At 46.4% G+C, this 19,557-nt stretch carries 15 protein-coding genes; all 15 read left to right on the top strand.

Annotated features, from left to right (window positions below):
• Nucleotides 1-28 precede the first annotated feature (28 nt).
• The 15 genes from H70737_RS22485 to sigE all read left to right on the top strand — a co-directional run bounded on the left by H70737_RS22485 (nucleotide 29) and on the right by sigE (nucleotide 19,514).
• A complete protein-coding gene (locus H70737_RS22485; RefSeq protein ID WP_042190862.1) occupies nucleotides 29-2,260 on the top strand; it encodes a penicillin-binding transpeptidase domain-containing protein in 2,232 nt (743 codons plus the stop codon).
• An 80-nt stretch (nucleotides 2,261-2,340) separates the two neighbouring features.
• Nucleotides 2,341-4,266: a stage V sporulation protein D gene (locus H70737_RS22480; protein ID WP_042190860.1), complete on the top strand. Its 1,926-nt coding sequence runs from the start codon at nucleotides 2,341-2,343 to the stop codon at nucleotides 4,264-4,266.
• A 55-nt stretch (nucleotides 4,267-4,321) separates the two neighbouring features.
• On the top strand, nucleotides 4,322-5,809 hold the full coding sequence (locus H70737_RS22475; protein WP_042190858.1) for a UDP-N-acetylmuramoyl-L-alanyl-D-glutamate--2,6-diaminopimelate ligase: 1,488 nt from the start codon (nucleotides 4,322-4,324) through the stop codon (nucleotides 5,807-5,809).
• Nucleotides 5,806-7,212 (top strand): UDP-N-acetylmuramoyl-tripeptide--D-alanyl-D-alanine ligase, encoded by a 1,407-nt coding sequence (locus H70737_RS22470; protein WP_042190856.1) that lies wholly within the window; start codon nucleotides 5,806-5,808, stop codon nucleotides 7,210-7,212. Before H70737_RS22475 ends, H70737_RS22470 begins: the two co-directional genes overlap by 4 nt.
• Nucleotides 7,213-7,233: 21 nt before the next feature.
• Complete coding sequence (gene mraY / locus H70737_RS22465) at nucleotides 7,234-8,199, top strand: phospho-N-acetylmuramoyl-pentapeptide-transferase (protein ID WP_042190854.1); 966 nt, start codon at nucleotides 7,234-7,236, stop codon at nucleotides 8,197-8,199.
• Between the two features lie 3 nt (nucleotides 8,200-8,202).
• Nucleotides 8,203-9,624 (top strand): UDP-N-acetylmuramoyl-L-alanine--D-glutamate ligase, encoded by a 1,422-nt coding sequence (gene murD, locus H70737_RS22460; protein ID WP_042190852.1) that lies wholly within the window; start codon nucleotides 8,203-8,205, stop codon nucleotides 9,622-9,624.
• A 54-nt stretch (nucleotides 9,625-9,678) separates the two neighbouring features.
• Nucleotides 9,679-10,776 carry a stage V sporulation protein E gene (gene spoVE, locus H70737_RS22455; RefSeq protein ID WP_042130238.1) on the top strand — a complete coding sequence of 366 codons (1,098 nt, stop codon included), beginning with the start codon at nucleotides 9,679-9,681 and terminating at the stop codon, nucleotides 10,774-10,776.
• A 5-nt stretch (nucleotides 10,777-10,781) separates the two neighbouring features.
• On the top strand, nucleotides 10,782-11,894 hold the full coding sequence (gene murG / locus H70737_RS22450; RefSeq protein ID WP_042190850.1) for an undecaprenyldiphospho-muramoylpentapeptide beta-N-acetylglucosaminyltransferase: 1,113 nt from the start codon (nucleotides 10,782-10,784) through the stop codon (nucleotides 11,892-11,894).
• A gap of 308 nt (nucleotides 11,895-12,202) precedes the next feature.
• On the top strand, nucleotides 12,203-13,486 hold the full coding sequence (gene murA, locus H70737_RS22445) for a UDP-N-acetylglucosamine 1-carboxyvinyltransferase (protein ID WP_042190848.1): 1,284 nt from the start codon (nucleotides 12,203-12,205) through the stop codon (nucleotides 13,484-13,486).
• 63 nt (nucleotides 13,487-13,549) lie between these two features.
• Nucleotides 13,550-14,320, top strand: a complete 771-nt coding sequence (locus H70737_RS22440; RefSeq protein WP_042190846.1) for a cell division protein FtsQ/DivIB — start codon at nucleotides 13,550-13,552, stop codon at nucleotides 14,318-14,320.
• A 344-nt stretch (nucleotides 14,321-14,664) separates the two neighbouring features.
• The gene (ftsA, locus tag H70737_RS22435) at nucleotides 14,665-15,927 is read left to right on the top strand and encodes a cell division protein FtsA (protein ID WP_042190844.1); all 1,263 of its coding nucleotides are present in this window, start codon (nucleotides 14,665-14,667) and stop codon (nucleotides 15,925-15,927) included.
• Nucleotides 15,928-15,988: 61 nt separating this feature from the next.
• Nucleotides 15,989-17,110, top strand: a complete 1,122-nt coding sequence (gene ftsZ / locus H70737_RS22430) for a cell division protein FtsZ (RefSeq protein WP_042130228.1) — start codon at nucleotides 15,989-15,991, stop codon at nucleotides 17,108-17,110.
• A 334-nt stretch (nucleotides 17,111-17,444) separates the two neighbouring features.
• Nucleotides 17,445-17,609, top strand: a complete 165-nt coding sequence (locus H70737_RS30860; RefSeq protein WP_197071246.1) for a hypothetical protein — start codon at nucleotides 17,445-17,447, stop codon at nucleotides 17,607-17,609.
• A 143-nt stretch (nucleotides 17,610-17,752) separates the two neighbouring features.
• A complete protein-coding gene (gene spoIIGA / locus H70737_RS22425) occupies nucleotides 17,753-18,700 on the top strand; it encodes a sigma-E processing peptidase SpoIIGA (RefSeq protein ID WP_042194361.1) in 948 nt (315 codons plus the stop codon).
• A gap of 91 nt (nucleotides 18,701-18,791) precedes the next feature.
• Nucleotides 18,792-19,514, top strand: coding sequence for an RNA polymerase sporulation sigma factor SigE (sigE, locus tag H70737_RS22420; RefSeq protein ID WP_028530613.1), 723 nt, complete (start codon nucleotides 18,792-18,794; stop codon nucleotides 19,512-19,514).
• Nucleotides 19,515-19,557 lie beyond the last annotated feature (43 nt).

Here is a 19,557-nt window from a genome sequence, read left to right as displayed (position 1 = left end):
CGCAATAAAAAAATTGTGAGGTTCGCTTATGGTAAAGAGAATAAAACTTCGCACGCTGTTTATAGGAGGGTGTATTACCCTCTTTTTTCTTGTTTTGATAGCTAGAGTGTTCTGGATTCAAGTTATGGAGGGTTCAGAATGGCAAGAAAAGGCTGCTACACTTTGGGCGCACACTTCGACTATCAAAGCAGAGCGAGGAACGATTTCTGACCGTAATGGGAGTGTGCTCGCAAGTGATGTTCCTGCTTATACTGTGGTTGTAAACCCGGCAGTCATTGCTGAAAAGGGAATTGGTGATGAGGTCGTTAAGGGATTGCATGAGTTACTCGGCAAGCCAGAAGATGAGCTGCGGAAGCTGGTTGAAGCGAAAGACGAGAACGGTAAATACCTCAAGAATCGTGAGGTTCGTAACGAAGGCTGGAAGATCGATCAGGAACTTGCTGATAAGGTGAAAGAATTTTATGTAGCCCTAGGTAAAGAGCATAAAATTCAAGAGACTGGGATTGGTCTTGTTAGAGAGCAGAAACGATATTACCCTAAGGGTTCGCTTGCTGCGCATATATTAGGCTATACAGATCGAGATGGCAAGGCGATTATGGGTCTGGAAAAATCCCTAGATGAACAGCTTAAGGGTGCCGATGGCAAGCTGCTTTATCAAAGTGACGGTCAAGGGGTTAAGCTGCCGGATTCAAAAGATACTTATAAACCTGTAGTGAATGGAAGTAATTTCAAGCTTACAATCGACAGTACAATCCAGCAATATATACAAGCGGCCATGGAAAAGGCATATGCGCAATATAAGCCGAAAAGTATGAGTGTCATTGCTGCTGATCCGAATACGATGGAGATTTTGGGGATGGCGAATATGCCTACCTTTGATCCTAATAAATATATGGATACGGGTGCTGATGCAGCGGGTTTCTACAATCATGCTATCAAATCAACTTATGAGCCCGGTTCGACCTTCAAAATTGTAACACTTGCTGCAGCTGTAGAAGAGAAGCTTTTTGATCCCGTAGCTACATTTCTGTCAGGATCTATCAGAATTAAGGGATACAGTAAGGCATTACATGATATTAATCGTGCCGGCTGGGGGCAAATCAGTTTCCTGGAAGGTGTGAAGCGGTCTAGTAACGTTCTTTTTGTAAAACTTTATGAAATGCTCGGACAAGATAGACTTTTACAGTATATTGATGATTTTGGCTTTAATGGGAAGACAGGAATCGATCTGCCAGGGGAAGCCAGTGGGGTCGTTAACCCTAACCTTGGACGTCCTATCGAAATTGCTACACTTGCATATGGGCATGGTAAAGTGCTAGTTACCCCGCTTCAACAATTGGTTGCTGTATCTGCTATCGCCAATGGTGGGAAACTGATGACTCCATATGTGGTAAAAGAGGTTACGGACCCAAACACCGGAGACACTAAGGTTACTCAGCCTAGTGTAGTGCGTCAGGTGATTGATGAGGCAAGCGCCAAGAAAACCGGTGAATACTTGGAGCAGGTAGTTGCCGACCAAGTCAAAGGTACAGGACGCAACGCTCACATAGAAGGTTACCGTGTCGCAGGTAAGACAGGAACGGCTATCAAGGTTGAAGGTAAGGACTACGTGAAGTCCAAAGTACTGGTCTCCTTTATTGGTTATGCGCCTGTGAATGATCCAAAGATCGCTGTTATTGTTATTATTGATGAACCGAACGTTGAGGTTGGCGGCGGTAAAGCTGCAGCTCCTGTATTTAAAGAAATCGTATCTCAGTCTCTGCAATACATGGGAGTTCCAAAGTTAGCGACTGAAACTAGCGATAAGGATAGTAAAAAAACAGTTGAATCTGAAGCGCCTGTGCTCCGGACCACACCTGATCTGATGGGCAAAACGATGAAGGAAGCAAGGGAGACGCTTCTGGATCAAGGATTTGATTTTGAAGTGGTCGGTGCAGAAGCATCTGTGGAAACCCAATATCCAGAGGCTGGAACGAAGCTTACTCAAGGACAGCGTATATACCTATTAAGCAAGCAAGGGGACAAGCCTACCATTCCAAATTTAAAAGGAGAGTCGCTGCGTGATGCGCTTGAGATTCTAACACTTCTAAAAGTGGAGATTGCGGTAGAAGGCGAAGGATATGTCTCGGAACAGATTGAAGGAACAAAGAACGGCAAAACATTGGTTACTTTGAAGCTGAAACCATTAAATGATAAGAGTGAAGAGGATCCTGCAACTTCGACTGCTGATGAGGGTACGGAATCGGAGAGTGGGCCATAGGCTTGTTCTAACCCCTGTTTGTCCCGAATAGTCATGAAGATAAGAGCTCATGTCTATAGGTGAAAGCGGGGGAGAACGGAATGAAGGTTTCGAAGGTCGTAACACGGCGGAGAATGTTGTGGACGCTGCTGGGACTGGCAGTGTTATTCGGTTCGCTGGTCGTGCGTCTTGCTTATGTGCAATTATCCCAAGGCGAGAAATTAAGTGACAAGGTAGAAGATTCCTTGCGCCGCAATATTCCTTTTACAGCCAAGCGTGGTGAAATTTTGGATCGTGAAGGTATACCGCTGGCCTATAATATCAGTACGCCTACGGTTTATGCGGTGCCTGTGCAGGTGAAGGAAAAGCAAAAGACAGCGCAGCAATTGGCGCCTCTGCTTGGGATGACCGAGGAGAAGCTGATGAGCTTGCTGACTAAAAAATCAATGTCGGTGAAACTACAGCCCGGCGGCCGCAAAATTACGATGGAACTTGCCGCGAGCATCCGTGATTTGCAGTTGCCGGGCATCGTTGTCGCTGAGGATAGCAAAAGATATTATCCGTACGGCGATCTTGCTGCGCATATACTAGGCTTTACAGGTATTGATAACCAAGGGATTACCGGGGTCGAGAATATATACGATAATTTACTTAAAGGAATAGCAGGTAATATTTCGTATTTGTCTGACGCAGGTGGAAGACTCATGCCTGGATCATCGGAGAAGTATTCTGCCCCTCAGGATGGACTTAATCTGCAATTGACGATTGATAAACAGATTCAATCCATTATGGAACGTGAGCTGGATCAAGCTATGGTAAAATATCAGGCGCAGGGTGCTTGGGCTATAGCGATGAATCCGAAGAATGGTGAAATTCTGGCCATGGCTAGTAGACCGGGTTATGAACCGGGTTTATATAAGGAATATGATCCGCAGATCTATAATCGGAATTTGCCCATTTGGATGACTTACGAGCCTGGTTCGACGTTCAAAATCATCACACTTGCTGCAGCACTGCAAGAAGGTAAGGTAGACCTGCAAAATGATCATTTCTATGATCCTGGGTTTATCGAAGTGGCGGGTGCGAAGCTGCGCTGTTGGAAAAAAGGCGGCCATGGCAGCCAAACCTTCCTTCAGGTGGTTGAGAACTCCTGTAACCCTGGTTTTGTTGCTCTTGGGCAACGGCTGGGCAAAGAAACCCTCTTCAAATATATTCGTGATTTTGGTTTCGGCAGCAAAACAGGAATTGATCTAAACGGAGAATCTAATGGGATTCTGTTCAAGCTTAGTCAAGTAGGTCCGGTGGAGCTTTCGACTACGGCCTTCGGCCAAGGGGTCTCGGTTACACCTATTCAGCAGATTGCTGCGGTATCCGCGGCTATCAATGGTGGCAATCTCTATAAACCACATGTAACAAAATCATGGGTTAATCCGGAAACGGGAGAGACTGTATCAGAGGTGAAGCCTGAGCTTGTGCGGCAGGTCATTTCGGAGGAGACATCCAAGAAGGTGCGGGCAGCACTTGAGAGCGTGGTTGCCAAAGGCACGGGACGGCCGGCTTTTATCGACGGCTATCGTGTAGGTGGCAAGACGGGTACTGCACAGAAGGTTATAAATGGACGTTATTCTCCGACAGAGCACATTGTTTCTTTTATTGGCTTTGCGCCGGCGGATGATCCGCAGATCGTTGTCTACACTGCAGTGGATAATCCGAAAGGGATTCAATTTGGGGGTGTAGTTGCAGCTCCAATCGTGCAAAATATTTTGGAAGACTCGCTGCACTATATGAAGGTTCCTGAGCGCAGTGATCAGCTTCCAAAAACTTATAAGTATGGTGAAACTCCGATTGTGACCGTGCCTGACCTTACAGGTGCAACCGTACAAGATATCTATGAGGATTTAAATATGAATTTTAATCTGGCGCGTTCAGGCTCTGGCAATACGGTCATCAATCAGGCTCCGAAAGCTGGGGCAAGAGTAGAACAGGGCTCAACCATCAGGATTTATATGGGAGCTTCTAGTGAATAATGATAAAGGTATAAGGGTTCAGTTTGTATCCGAAAATGTAGAGTGAGGGATTACTATGAAAGTTAATGAATTATCTGCTTGTCTTGCTACTTCGCGTCTATATGGGGACGGGGAGGTGGAGATTACTGATCTTCAGACGGATTCCCGCCGTGTAAGTCCGGGTGATCTGTTTATCTGTTTACCGGGTCACACCGTAGACGGACATAAATTTGCGCCGCAAGCCGTAGCCTCTGGAGCATCTGCTATCGTATGTGAGCATAAGCTAGAGCTTGATATCCCACAGATCGTTGTGGATGACTGCCGTTTTGCGATGTCTGTCATGTCGAATGCATTCTTTGGCTCCCCTAGCAGCCGAATGAGAATGATCGGGGTTACGGGTACAAACGGGAAGACAACTACGACTTATCTTATTGAGCGAATTATGCAAGACCAGAATATGAAGACGGGTCTGATTGGGACCATTCAAATGCGCTATGACGGCAAAAGCTACCCTATGTCAGGGACCACTCCAGAATCGCTAGATCTGCAGCGCTCGCTTCATGATATGGCCTCCAAAGGTGTGGAATGTTGCGTAATGGAAGTCTCCTCCCATGCGCTTCAGCAAGGACGTGTGAAGGGTGCGGACTTCCGTACAGCAATATTTACGAACTTAACCCAGGATCATCTGGATTATCATCATACAATGGAGGAGTATCGGGCGGTTAAAGGTCTATTCTTCTCTAGACTAGGAAATGTGATCTCTCCTTGGAAAGAAGAACGCAAATATGCGGTGCTGAATGCTGATGATGAGGCGAGCCACTATTTTGCAACCCAAACTGCAGCGGAAGTGATTACATATGGCATTGATAACAACGCTAATGTCCGAGCTTCGCAAATCTCGATCACTGCAAAAGGAACTTTTTTCCATGTAGATACGTTTAAGGGTGAGACGGACATTTCGCTTCGTATGGTTGGTAAGTTCAATGTCTATAATGCACTTGCAGCGATTACGGCAGCGTTGTTGGAAGATGTGTCACTGTCAGATATCAAGACTAGTCTTGAGGCGATTGATGGGGTAGCTGGACGGGTGGAGTCAGTAGATGAGGGGCAAGAATATGCCGTTATCGTTGACTATGCACATACACCAGACGGGCTGGAAAATGTATTAAGAACGGTCTGCGAATTTGCTACAGGTAAAGTGCTTACTGTGTTTGGCTGCGGAGGAGACAGAGACCGCACGAAACGTCCTTTAATGGGTAAGATAGCTGCAAAATATAGCGACATGATATTCGTAACCTCTGACAACCCTCGGACGGAGGACCCTGAGCTAATTCTGAAGGATATAGAAGCAGGACTAGTAGAGGATGGAGTCACCTCTGACCGGTATCATATGATTGTTGATCGCCGAGAAGCAATTGGGAAGGCTATTGAAATGGCAAGCTCTGGCGATGTAGTATTGATTGCGGGGAAAGGTCATGAGACCTATCAACTGATTGGCGGAGTGGTTCACGATTTCGATGACCGCATCGTCGCGAAAGAAGTTATAAGGGGTCGAAGCTATTGATTACAAGAAACTTGGGACAAATTGCTGTGATGTGCGCAGGGGAACTTCCTGCTGCCGAAGCTATGAATATACCTCTTACGGGCGTCGTTACTGACTCCCGTAAGATTACTACAGGCTGCCTGTTTGTCCCTTTAACGGGAGACAAATTCGACGGTCATCATTATGCAGCTACAGCTCTTGCTGCTGGTGCTGCAGGGACCTTATGGCAGCGTGATAAAGGTCCTGCGCCTGAGGGTGGCGGAGTCATAATTGTTGAAGATACGCTAGAGGCGCTTCAGAAGCTGTCCGCTGCGTATTTAAATGAGGTCGCTCCGAAGGTTGTCGCAGTTACGGGCAGTAATGGCAAAACAACGACAAAAGATATCATTATGGCCTTGCTCGAAACGCAGTACAAGGTGCACAAGACAGAAGGAAACTTCAATAATCATATTGGTCTTCCGCTCACGATTCTATCCATGGCTGAGGATACAGAGATTGCAGTGCTTGAAATGGGTATGAGCTCGCGGGGAGAAATTGCTCTGCTGGCTTCTTTGGCTGCACCAGATGTTGCAGTCATTACTAATGTAGGTGAGTCACATCTGCTGCAACTGGGATCCCGCAAAGAAATCGCCCGTGCCAAGCTGGAAATAGTCGAAGGGCTAAAGCCAGGTGGACTGCTAATTTATAACGGTGATGAACCGCTGCTGACTGAGGTAATGCAAGAGTCCACTTTTGAGGCTCCGGAGGAGATGGTGTCCTTCCGTTTCGGCCTGAACGGAGATAATGATGATTATCCGACTGGGATGATGTCCCATAGTGGTGGTATGACGTTTACGTCAAGCCTTCACAAGGAACATGCTTTTACATTACCGCTGCCAGGCCAGCATAACGTTGTTAACGCGTTGGCTGCACTAGCGGTTGCTCGCCATTTTGGAATTACAGAACAAAATGTAGAGAATGGGTTAAGTAATCTTAAGTTGACGGGCATGCGGATTGAAGTGATTCGGACTTCTTCCGGGCTTACACTTTTGAATGATGCTTATAATGCCAGTCCGACTTCTATGAAGGCGGCCATTGATGTGCTTCAAACTATGAAATGCAGTGGCAAAAAAATCGCAGTACTGGGGGACATGCTGGAACTTGGGCCGGATGAAATACAGTTTCATAAAGAAATTGGCTACTACCTAGATCCCGCAGTGACTGATTTTGTATATACCTATGGTCCATTGTCAGTCCATATTGCAGAAGCTGCAAAGGAAAGATTCGGAAACGAGCGTGTGCTGGCTTTTACGGATAAGTCAGAATTAACAGCCGTCCTTATCGAGAAAAGCAGCTCCAAGGATATTGTACTATTCAAAGGATCTAGAGGGATGAGGCTTGAGGAAGTGCTTCAGAGCCTTAATAAAGAGATTAAAGAGACCTAAAAAAATGGAGGGGGTGCACCCATGGATTATCAACTATTGTTATTGACTATTGCTGTTTCCTTTATCCTTGCGGTCATTGCCGCTCCGCTCTTCATTCCGCTACTGCGCAGGATGAAATTCGGACAGCAGGTGCGAGATGACGGACCGCAATCCCATTTAAAGAAAGCGGGAACGCCGACGATGGGCGGTATCGTAATCATCGTGGCTTTTACATTGGCTTATCTGAAATTTTCCGTGGTGAATAACGATTTCTACGTACTACTAGTGGCTACGCTTGGTTTTGGACTGATCGGATTTTTGGATGATTATATCAAAATCGTATTCAAGCGTTCTTTGGGCCTTACGGCGCGTCAAAAATTGTTCGGGCAGCTGTTGGTAGGTGCTGTGATGTGCGGTCTGCTGATTTCTGCAGGACATAGCACAAGTATCAGCGTTCCGGGTACTGATTTCAGCTTTGACTGGGGCGGCTTTTTCTACTATCCATTCATTATTATTATGATGATGGCAGTAACGAATGCTGTTAACTTTACCGATGGAGTAGATGGTTTGCTGTCTGGTGTAAGTGCTATTGCTTTGGCAGCTTATGCTGTTGTAGCGATGCAGGCTACGTCAATTGCAGCTGGCGTGTGTGCAGCGGCAATGATCGGGGCCGTTCTTGGATTTCTGGTCTTTAATGCCCATCCAGCTAAGGTGTTCATGGGAGATACCGGTTCATTTGGTATTGGCGGCGCGATAGGTGCGATTGCTATTGTCACAAAGAGCGAACTGCTGTTTTTAATTATTGGCGGTGTGTTTGTGGTGGAAATGTTATCTGTCGTGATACAGGTGGTTTCTTTCAAAACCCGTGGCAAACGTGTATTCAGAATGAGCCCGATTCACCATCATTTTGAACTTGGTGGCTGGTCGGAATGGCGTGTGGTAATTTCGTTCTGGGCGGTAAGCTTGATATTAGCCGCTGTTGGACTATTTATTAGCAAGGGGTTGTAGCGAATGAAACATCCAGATATGTATCGTGGTGAAGAAGTTGTGGTTCTTGGGCTCGCAAAAAGCGGTGTCCAGGTTGCTAAAGTGCTGCATGATCGAGGCGCTTTAGTTACGGTGAACGATAAAAAGGAAAGAGATCAAAGTCCCGAAGCTTCCGAATTGGAATCTTTGGGAATTTGTGTTATAAGCGGTGGGCATCCGGATGGACTGATTCATGAAGGTGTAAGTCTGGTCATTAAGAATCCAGGCATTCCTTATTCTGCGCCTCCTGTGCAAAAGGCTCTTGAGCTTGGCATTGAAGTAGTTACAGAGGTGGAGGTTGCTTACCGTCTTTGTGCAGCGCCGATGATTGGCATCACGGGATCCAATGGCAAGACGACAACGACGACCTGGGTAGGTCAAATGCTGGAAGCTGCAGGTATGAATCCGATTGTTGCAGGTAACATTGGCACGCCTCTCTGTGAGGCTGCGCAAGAAGCTACAGAGGATAACTGGATGGTGGTCGAACTCAGCAGCTTCCAGCTCAAAGGTACGGAGACTTTCCGCCCCAAAATAGGTTGTTTGTTGAATATTGCGGAGACCCACCTGGATTATCATGGGAGCATGAAGGATTATGTCGATTCCAAAGCAAAGCTGTTCGCCAATCAAGTAGATACGGATACGGCTGTGCTGAACTGGGACGATCCTTTTTGCCGGGAACTTGTGCCGTATATGAAAGCTACTATTCTTCCGTTCTCTATGTCCGAGGAGCTCACTCATGGTGTGTTTGTTAGCCCATCCTATATTACGGGTCAAGATGACGATCTGAAGCGCCGCATCATCTATCGCGAATCTGCAGACCAAGAAACAATCATTGCTGATGTAGATTCCATTAGTATTCCGGGACGTTTCAACGTGGGAAATGCACTGGCTGCATGTGGAATTGCCATTGCTGCTGGAGCTGACCCCTCTTTATTGGGTGAAGTGCTTGCTTCATTTCGCGGTGTGGAGCACCGGCTGGAGTATGTGGCTGATAAGGCTGGAGCCACTTATTATAATAACTCCAAAGCAACAAACTCCAAAGCGACGATTATGGCATTAACGTCCTTTGAGCGCCCTGTAGTGCTGATCGCTGGTGGATTAGACCGTGGTTCCGATTATTTGGAGCTGCTGCCTGTCCTGAGCGGTCGTGTTAAAGCGCTAGTGGCGTTAGGGGAAACTAAGGACAAGCTAACGAATGTAGCGCAGCTGGCAGGATTAAAGCAGATTATCTCCGTCGATAATGGGGAGAGTGCCGCTGCCGTGCTTGAGCAAGCTGTGCAGGAAGCTTCCGCTCTGGCGGAAGAAGGAGATATCGTTCTTTTGTCTCCTGCCTGTGCAAGTTGGGATATGTTTACATCCTATGAAGAGCGCGGGCGTATTTTTAAAGAGGCGGTGCATAACCTTTAAGTAGGGGGGTGGATAAGCCCCATCCCTACTACGGATGCAAGAGGTGTGCTCCTGATGAACAAAACTCGTCATGCTCCCGATATTTGGTTGCTGATTCCTATTCTATCTTTGCTGGTGATCGGCATGGTGATGGTATACAGCGCCGGGTCCGTTCTGGGCTTCCGCAATTATGGAGATTCGTTTTACTTTGTAAAAAGACAGCTTTTGTTTGCAGGACTAGGACTAGTCGCAATGTTCGTTACGGCGAATACCGATTACAGGGTGCTGAAAAAGCTGGCTAAGCCGGCACTTCTGATCTGCTTTTTCTTACTTGTTATTGTGCTTATCCCTGGTATTGGTGTAGTACGCGGGGGAGCGCGCAGCTGGCTAGGAATTAGCTCCTTCGGGATCCAGCCTTCCGAATTCATGAAGATGGGGATGATTCTATTCTTAGCCAATTGGCTAGGAAAAGAGGAATACGACATCACTTCCTTCACACGCGGCTTGCTCCCACCACTTGCGCTCATTGGGTCAGCCTTCGCGCTGATCATGCTCCAGCCGGATTTGGGTACAGGTACCGTCATGTTTGGTGCAGCCTTGATGATGGTCTTCACAGCAGGGGCTAGAATGAAGCATTTACTTTCACTTGGAGTAGCTGGTGCGGCAGGGTTTGTTGCTTTGATTGCAGCAGCGCCTTACCGGTTGCAGCGGATTACCGCTTTTCTTGATCCTTGGTCCGACCCCCTTGGTGCAGGCTACCAGATCATTCAGTCGTTATATGCGATTGGTCCTGGTGGGCTCGGTGGCCTTGGATTAGGAATGAGTCGGCAGAAGTACAGCTATGTACCTGAGCCACAAACAGATTTTATTTTTTCTATATTGGCCGAGGAGCTGGGTTTTATCGGTGGTTTGGCTGTGTTGATCCTATTTCTTATTTTAATCTGGCGCGGGATGAAGGTGGCGATGAGTCTACCTGACCGTTTTGGAAGCTATCTGGCCGTTGGCATCGTCTGTATGGTGGCTGTGCAAGTCATTATTAATATTGGTGTTGTTATTGGTCTAATGCCTGTAACGGGCATCACGCTTCCTCTGATTAGCTATGGCGGATCTTCACTTACACTGATGCTAACATCCCTTGGCATTCTATTGAACTTATCCCGTTTTGCGAGGTGAAAGAGATGCGTATCGTATTAAGCGGCGGAGGCACGGGTGGACATATCTATCCTGCGGTCGCTGTTGCTAGGCAAATGGAGTTGGAAGATAGCAAATCTACCTTCCTGTATATTGGTGGAACGCGTGGCTTAGAGAGCAAGCTTGTCCCTCAAGAGAATATCCCTTTCAAATCTATTGACATCACTGGTTTTCGGCGCAAGCTATCCATAGACAATGTCAAGACCGTGATGCGTTTCTTGAAGGGTGTCAAGGCTTCCAAAGAGATGTTAAGAGAATTCAAACCAGATGTTGTGATTGGAACAGGCGGTTATGTGTGTGGTCCAGTCGTTTATGCTGCATCCCGGTTGGGCATCCCTACATTGATCCATGAACAAAATGCCATACCAGGTCTAACCAATCGCTTTCTGAGTCGGTATGCGAGTACAGTTGCCGTAAGCTTTGAAGGAACAGAGTCCTCTTTTCCGGGCAGCAAAAATGTGATCTATACTGGCAATCCACGTGCCACAACAGTTACTACAGCAAGTCCGCAACGAGGATTCGCATCGCTGGGGATTTCGGATGGCAGTACTGTTGTTTTGGTGGTTGGTGGCAGTCAGGGAGCTAAGGCTATTAATAGAGCCATGATTGAAATGGCCCCAAAAGTGGGTAAGGGTAATGGTGTTCATTATGTGTATGTTACAGGTGAACCTTATTTCGAAGAGACTCGGGCGGAATTGCGTCAAAAGCTGGGTAGCATACCAAACTGGTTGCATGTCCTTCCTTACGTTCATAATATGCCAGAGGTGTTGGCTTGTACCTCCTTGATCGTTAATCGGGCGGGAGCCTCTTTTCTCGCTGAGATTACAGCGCTGGGTATTCCCTCTGTACTCATTCCATCTCCTAATGTGACGAATAACCATCAGGAGGCGAATGCAAGACAGTTGGAACGTGAAGGTGCTGCTGTGGTGCTGCTTGAGAAAGATTTAAACGGCACGGCACTATATGAGGCGGTTCAAAAAATCATCGGAACTGAAGCCGTGCGTGAGCAGATGTCCGTGGCCTCCAAACGACTCGGCAAAAGAGATTCTGCGGCAGTAATCACAAGCGAGCTCCGAAGACTTGCGGGTAAGAAGTCTTAAGATATCATCGTTTTCCATACGGGTTTTCCTTATTGGCAGCTCTCTGTCACACACTTGGAGGAACGAACATAGGATAATCCTATAATCGTGACAATCACCCAGGACACTTCCAAACCTGAGATGTAGTGCAGGATATTCTTGAAATATAAGAAAGTATAAGTTTCACGTTATACATTATCCTTATATTTCTCGCTTAAACGCCTATCGTCCTTATAAAGGACGCCGAAGACGTTTATACTTGTACATTTCATATGAGCTTGTAACGGAAGTGTTTGTGGTGGGTGAGCGGTAATCTCGGAGGTGATACATTGGACAAATTGGTGATTGAGGGTGGAAGTCCCCTGTCAGGCACCATTCGTATCCATGGAGCAAAAAATGCGGCGCTGCCGATTCTAGCGGCAAGCCTGCTGGCCGAAGGAGTTCACTCACTGCATAATGTGCCGAAGCTGCTGGACATCGAGACTATGCTAGACATCCTAGATCGGCTGGGCTGCAGGTGCGTGCATCAAGAGGATACGGTGACGATAGATACGTCTGCCGTCGGGACATCTCATATCCCTGAGGATTTAATGCGGCAGATGAGATCTTCCATTTTTCTAATGGGACCGCTGTTATCCAGATTTGGAGAGGTAACGATCTATCAGCCTGGGGGCTGTGCGATCGGAGAGCGTAAAATCGATCTTCATCTACAGGGACTTAAGGCGTTAGGGGCGGAGATCGAGGAGAGCAACGGAAGAATATTCTGTCGGGGCTCTAAGCTTATAGGGAGTGATATTCATCTCGACTATCCAAGTGTAGGAGCAACGGAGAATATTATGATGGCTGCGGCAAAGGCAGAGGGAACAACAACAATATCGGGGGCAGCGAGAGAGCCGGAGATACAGGACCTACAGCAATTTTTAAATAGCATGGGTGCTCAGATTATCGGTGCAGGTACGGACACCATCACAATTCAAGGGGTGAAAAACCTATATCCCTGTACGTACGAGGTGATACCTGATCGGATTGTGGCTGGAACCGTAATGATTGCTGCGGCAGCTACACGAGGAAATGTGACTTTGACACATGCCAATGCGGGGCATCTGACTTCACTTATTCATGTGCTCAAGCGGGCTGGTGTTCAAATCACAGTGTGCAATGATATAATTAATATCAGTTGTATGGGGCGCCCACGTGCTGTTGAGAGAATTGTGACTTCTCCTTATCCTTCTTTCCCAACCGATCTGCAATCTCAGGTCATGGTGCTGTTGTCTCTCGCTGATGGCTTCAGTGTAATCAAGGAGACGGTGTTTGAGGGACGATTCAAGCATGTTGAAGAAATGGCGCGGATGGGCGCTGATATTTCTATTGATTTGAATCGTGCGTTTATTCGCGGCGTTCAGAGATTGTATGGTGCTACTGTGGAAGCTACTGACTTGCGTGCAGGTGCGGCTCTGGTCATTGCTGGGCTTGCTGCACAAGGGACTACAGTCGTTGAGCAAGCACACCATATTGACCGCGGGTATGATGGAATAGAGAAGCTGTTTCAGAAGCTTGGCGCGCGTATAAGCCGCAAGGTACCCGTACCGGATCCACTTGATTTGGCCAATTAAAGCTCCCTGTCTCCTTCAGTTCTACCAAGGAAGGAGACAGGGCCTTATTACGGAGATATGAGAATGACAACAACCCGATTACCTCTTCTTAAAGAGGACAAGCCTAAGAAAAAAATGAGCCGTAAGATTACGGCGATCCTGCTGCTACTGTTCACTGCGCTTCTTGCTGTGATTTTTTTCAGATCGTCTATTAGTCACATTACAGTGATAGATTTTCAGGGAAGCAAGTATTCTACTAGTGAGGAATTACTCTCGCAAAGTGGAATTCATATAGGTGGACAATTCTTTGCCGTTTCTACGAAGTCTGTGGAACAATCTTTGCTGGAGCTTAAGACGGTTAAGGCAGTGGCCGTAAAGAAGGATTTCCCCGGGGTAATCACAGTGAAGATTGAAGAATTCCCTGCGGTGGCCTATGAACTGGAACAGGGCGGCATCTTGAAGGCGATTCTGTCGAGTGGAGCAGCGGTGACTGTTAATGAGACTGGTATTGCTGTAGAGAAACCTATATTAACCAATTGGGATCCAGCTGATCCTAATAAGGCTATCCTATGCCAAACGCTTGGAAGCATTTCTAATGAATTGACAAGTGATATCTCTGAGATTGTTCCCTCGCCAACCTTATCATTTCCGGATCGTATCAAGCTCTATACTAGATCCCGTTTCGAGGTGATCACTTCCATCTCTTTATTGAAGAGCAAAGTGTCATACTTAAATCAGGTAATAGAGACAAAGGAGCCTGGACTTATCACGATGCTTGAAGCCGACTCGTATGTTCCTTTTCAGGTCGAAAGTGAGGAGCAAAAGGGCGATGAGCAAAAAGATGTGCAAGAGTAGAGTAGAGGTAAATAGTCCCTACTAATAGAGTTCAAAAAATGCTACAATCGGAGTTACGGGCAAGAAGCTATATCCCTCTTTTTTCTTCGATTTTTTTGAAATATAATCTTTTATATGGTTAGTAATAACCAAATAGGTATATATTTCTTGTGATAATTATCATTCTTATAAAAAATTATGAGTAACTAATCACATTTAGGGATGTTGGAATATTATTCCGTTCAAAAAATTTGTAGAAAAAAGAGGGAAAGGGTTAGGTATGTTGAATATGTACAGAGAAGTTTCCCGGGACCGGGATAAGATTATGCAAATTATTTCGATTATAACAGGAGGTGCCATAGGACTTGAGCAACAATGACATCATTGTTAGTTTGGACATCGGTACATCCAAAGTTCGGGCAATAATTGGGGAAGTTACCAATGGAACCTTTAATATTATTGGCGTTGGATCTGCTGATTCGGAAGGAATACGTAAAGGCGCGATTGTAGATATCGACCAAACTGTGCAATCGATCAAAAGTGCTATAGATCATGCAGAGCAAATGGTGGGTATTCAAATATCAGAAGTTTATGTAGGCATTTCCGGTAATCATATTGGCCTGCAATCCAGCCACGGTGTCGTGGCCGTTCAGAATGAGGATCGTGAAATCGGTGAGGATGATATCGATCGCGTTATTAAAGCTGCGGAAGTCATCGCTATGCCTCCGGAGCGAGAAGTGATTGATGTTGTTCCTAAACAATTTATCGTCGATGGTCTCGAAGGTATTCAGGACCCGCGCGGGATGATTGGTGTTCGTCTAGAAGTGGACGCAACCATCATTACGGGTGCTAAGACGCCAATACATAATCTACTACGATGTGTTGAGAAATCAGGGCTGAAAGTGAAGGATCTTGTGCTGATGTCTCTTGGTGCTGGTGGATTGGCGCTGTCCAAAGACGAGAAATCGATGGGATCTGTTCTGGTTGATATCGGGGCCGGGTCGACAACGATAGCCATATACGAAGAAAGTTCCCTTTGTGCAACCTCTACGATTCCGATCGGCGGAGAATTTGTAACTAATGACATTGCATACGGACTACGTACACTTACTGATCAAGCGGAGAAAGTAAAGCTAAAGTATGGTTGCGCATGGATTGACGATGCAGCCTCTGACGTTGTCTTCAAGGTGCTGCGCATTGGCAGTAATGTAGAGAAGGAATTTAACCAAGAGGATTTAGCGGCAATTATCGAACCACGGGTGCAAGAAATCTTCCATCTGATTAAACAGGAAGTGAAACGGCTTGGTTACAGTGAACTACCTGGAGGTTATATATTAACGGGTGGAACTGTTTCGATGCCTGGCGTATTAAAGGCGGCTCAGACTGAACTGGCTGCATCTGTACGCATCGCTGTACCGGATTATATCGGTGTACGGGACCCTGGGTTTACCGGAGGTGTTGGTATCCTGCATAATGTTGTCCGTAGCTTCCGTGGAAGAAGCAGTGGTGGAAGCAGCAACAAAAAGACGGTCAACCGGAGTAAGCAGAACGCCACTCCAAACCAGGAAACGGTTCAGAAGACCGGGTTTGTCGAGCGTCTAAAGAACATGTTCAGCGAGTTTATATAAGTGTAAGTCCAGATATACTTGGACCGGCCATCCAAGCACATTGAGGGGGAGATGGAACAATATGTTAGAATTTGATTTTGAAATGGAGAGCTTGGCGCAAATAAAAGTCATCGGCGTAGGCGGCGGAGGTAGTAATGCTGTCAACCGGATGATTGAAAATGGCGTTCAGGGTGTAGAATTTATTACGGTTAATACAGACGCCCAAGCGTTGCATATGGCCAAATCGGAGCACAAGCTGCAAATCGGGGACAAGCTGACCCGCGGGTTGGGTGCAGGAGCTAATCCTGAAGTCGGTAAGAAAGCAGCGGAAGAATCCCGTGACTTGATCTCTAATACCCTTAAGGGCGCAGATATGGTGTTTGTTACTGCAGGGATGGGTGGCGGTACAGGAACAGGTGCAGCACCAGTTATTGCTGAGATTGCTAGAGAGTGTGGAGCCTTGACTGTGGGTGTAGTTACTCGCCCGTTCACTTTTGAAGGAAGAAAACGTTATAACCAGGCAATGCTTGGAATCGAAGCTTTGAAAGAAAAAGTCGACACGCTAATCGTCATTCCAAATGACCGTTTGCTTGAGATCGTAGATAAGAAAACACCGATGTTGGAAGCTTTCCGTGAAGCAGATAATGTTCTCCGGCAGGCTGTTCAAGGTATCTCTGACCTAATTAAGGTTCCTGGTCTGATTAACCTTGACTTTGCGGATGTAAAGACGATCATGACAGAGCGCGGTTCAGCGCTTATGGGTATTGGTATTGCAAATGGTGAGAACCGTGCGTCTGAAGCAGCACGTAAAGCCATCATGAGCCCACTCTTGGAAACGTCTATTGAAGGCGCCCGCGGCGTAATCATGAACATTACGGGAGGATCCAACCTCTCTCTATATGAAGTTAATGAAGCGGCTGAGATCGTTACATCCGCCTCTGATCCTGAAGTGAATATGATCTTTGGTGCGATTATTGATGAAGGCCTGAAGGATGATATCAAAGTAACAGTAATTGCTACTGGCTTTGAACATAAACCATCGCCTGAAACTCCGGGACGTCGTCCGGTCTCGACGAATAACGAGCCTGCGGCAGCACCGGATAAGAGTTCAGCTAATTTACGTCCTTTCGGCAATCAGAGTTCTTCTGACCAGCTCGATATTCCGACGTTCCTGCGTAATCGTACTCGGGGCAACAACGACTAATTAAATAGAATCAAGATTATACGAGAACACCGTATCGCTTAGCTGATTAGCTATAGCGGTACGGTGTTTTTTTGCGGTAAATGTAAGTAAGGATCAAGCAAGACTATGAACGGCACTGTGTAGCTCCAAGGGGGTAATGGTTGATTAAGTAGTTACAGTAGGTGGTAACTGGTAGTCGGAGAGCGGTAAGCGGCAACCACTAACCATCGGATAATCCTGCAAAAATACAGTGTTTAATAATAAGCAGATGGTTAAAGCGTTGATTCCTGCGAATCTGCAGTAATTCCTGCGCCAAATAAAGATTTCTAGCCAAAAGTGAGGATATCCTGTATATTTGCAGTTTTTGGACTTCATGAAGCGGAGTTTTGCACAAAAAGTTGTATATTTGCAGGATTCCTCTATTCCATTGAATGATCCAGCGAATGATGGAGCGATTGACGCAGTGAATAAAAGATATAAGAAATTCCATAAAGAAGGAATAAATCCTCACGCGCTATAACTCGACAAAAAAACCGCAAGAATGCCCCCCAAGTTTAGACAGACTTTGAATGCGAGACTTTCTATACTAATCATATCGTCCAAAAACAGAGCCTGATCCAATTTGGCTAGAGGATAGATTCCGCCATTAAGCAGGTGAATGCACTGGTTGTTTATATTGACTTGATATTCGCCGCCAATCTAGTGATCGACGGAATTCTTTTGTGGCTGACAGGCTGGATGGTTAAGCTGAGAATCTCATGGTGGCGTTTAATCCTCTCAGCTCTCGTTGGCGCACTGTATGTAGTGATGATGTTTGTACCGGAGCTGTCTTTCATGTATACCTTCCTTATCAAGTTTGGATTGTCGGTGGTTATGTTATGGATTGCCTTTGGTTTTGGGAGTCTGCAAAGCTACCTTCGCACTATGGGAGCTTTCTATATTATCAATTTTGCAGCCGCAGGTGGAATTGTTGGTATTCACTATTTGCTGCAGAGCTCCAGCGACATTTGGAATGGTATTATGTTCACTGCTTCAGGAGGGCATGCCTACGGCTTAAAGATCGGCTTTTGGTTTGTCATTGCAGTATTCCCCCTGGTGTTAATCTGCTTCAAGGCAGTGCATTCTTCACGAATCAGAAGGGAGCAGCTTGAAACCTATATCGGTGAGGTGGTTGTTGAAATTGATGGTGTAAGTGTTTCCTGTCCTGGCCTGCTAGACACAGGTAATCGTCTCTGTGATCCTTTGACCCGCATACCGGTGATGGTGATGGAATCGACGCTCTGGGAGGGGCATCTGCCTGCTGCATGGAAAGGGAGACTCACTCAGGATGGTGCGGACAGACTTTTGCTAGAAACGGACGGGCAGTCGTTTGCTTGGCAGGATAGGATGCGACTAGTACCTTACAGGGGGATTAACCGAGGGGCATCATTTATGCTCGCACTGAAGCCAGACCTTGTGACGATAAAGCTCGGTGAAGATATCTTTTATAGTAAAAGAGTCTTAATTGGGCTGGATGGCGGGACACTCTCAGGAGATGGAGCCTATCGGGCGGTCATACATCCGGATTTAACTCAAAAAGAGAGCGCCACTGATGCAGCACTACCTTCCTAATCTTTAAAGCTAGCTGAACCAAACTTCTGATGGCTGAAAGCGGGAATTAAAAGCTTCATACGCTAACCGTGTACTTCTTGGAGGAGGAACAATAATGGTCAAATGGAAAATTGCTCTGCAGCTGCAATATTACCGCATGCTGTTTCTACTGGGGCTGAAGAGTCAGGAAATCTATTATATCGGCGGGAGCGAGGCTCTACCTCCACCGCTGACACGGGAAGAAGAAGAGTATCTGCTTCAGCGGCTATCTAGCGGCGATGCTGCTGTTCGTGCGATGCTGATTGAGCGTAACCTGCGCCTCGTAGTGTATATCGCTCGTAAATTTGAGAATACCGGAATCAATATTGAAGACCTGGTTTCGATAGGGGCTATCGGATTAATTAAGGCGGTTAACACTTTTGATCCCGAGAAAAAAATAAAACTAGCAACATATGCATCACGTTGCATAGAGAATGAAATTTTGATGTATTTGCGGCGTAATAGCAAGACACGGAGTGAGGTTTCTTTTGATGAGCCTCTTAATATCGATTGGGATGGTAATGAGTTGCTGCTCTCAGATGTTTTAGGGACGGAAAATGATACCATCTATCGGAACATTGAAGAACAGGTCGATCGTAAGCTGCTGCAAAAGGCGCTGGAAAAGCTGAGCGAACGGGAAAGACTCATTATGGAGCTGCGTTTCGGACTGCGTGGGGGCGAAGAAAAGACGCAAAAAGATGTGGCGGATCTGCTCGGAATTTCCCAATCCTACATTTCTCGTCTGGAGAAACGAATTATTAAGCGGCTGCGTAAGGAGTTTAACAAGATGGTGTAAGGTGAAATTAGCAAGGAATAAAATGGCCAACCCGGGAGATAAT

It is taken from the genome of Paenibacillus sp. FSL H7-0737 (assembly GCF_000758545.1).
GTDB lineage: Bacteria > Bacillota > Bacilli > Paenibacillales > Paenibacillaceae > Paenibacillus_AQ.
Note: the sequence above shows the minus strand (reverse complement) of the source record. Positions and strands in the feature narration are given on the sequence as shown.

Coding starts and splice junctions, on each gene's coding strand:
- H70737_RS22485 (WP_042190862.1), top strand. CDS start 29: ATGGTAAAGAGAATAAAACTTCGCACGCTGTTTATAGGAGGGTGTATT.
- H70737_RS22480 (WP_042190860.1), top strand. CDS start 2,341: ATGAAGGTTTCGAAGGTCGTAACACGGCGGAGAATGTTGTGGACGCTG.
- H70737_RS22475 (WP_042190858.1), top strand. CDS start 4,322: ATGAAAGTTAATGAATTATCTGCTTGTCTTGCTACTTCGCGTCTATAT.
- mraY (WP_042190854.1), top strand. CDS start 7,234: ATGGATTATCAACTATTGTTATTGACTATTGCTGTTTCCTTTATCCTT.
- murD (WP_042190852.1), top strand. CDS start 8,203: ATGAAACATCCAGATATGTATCGTGGTGAAGAAGTTGTGGTTCTTGGG.
- spoVE (WP_042130238.1), top strand. CDS start 9,679: ATGAACAAAACTCGTCATGCTCCCGATATTTGGTTGCTGATTCCTATT.
- murG (WP_042190850.1), top strand. CDS start 10,782: ATGCGTATCGTATTAAGCGGCGGAGGCACGGGTGGACATATCTATCCT.
- H70737_RS22440 (WP_042190846.1), top strand. CDS start 13,550: ATGACAACAACCCGATTACCTCTTCTTAAAGAGGACAAGCCTAAGAAA.
- ftsZ (WP_042130228.1), top strand. CDS start 15,989: ATGTTAGAATTTGATTTTGAAATGGAGAGCTTGGCGCAAATAAAAGTC.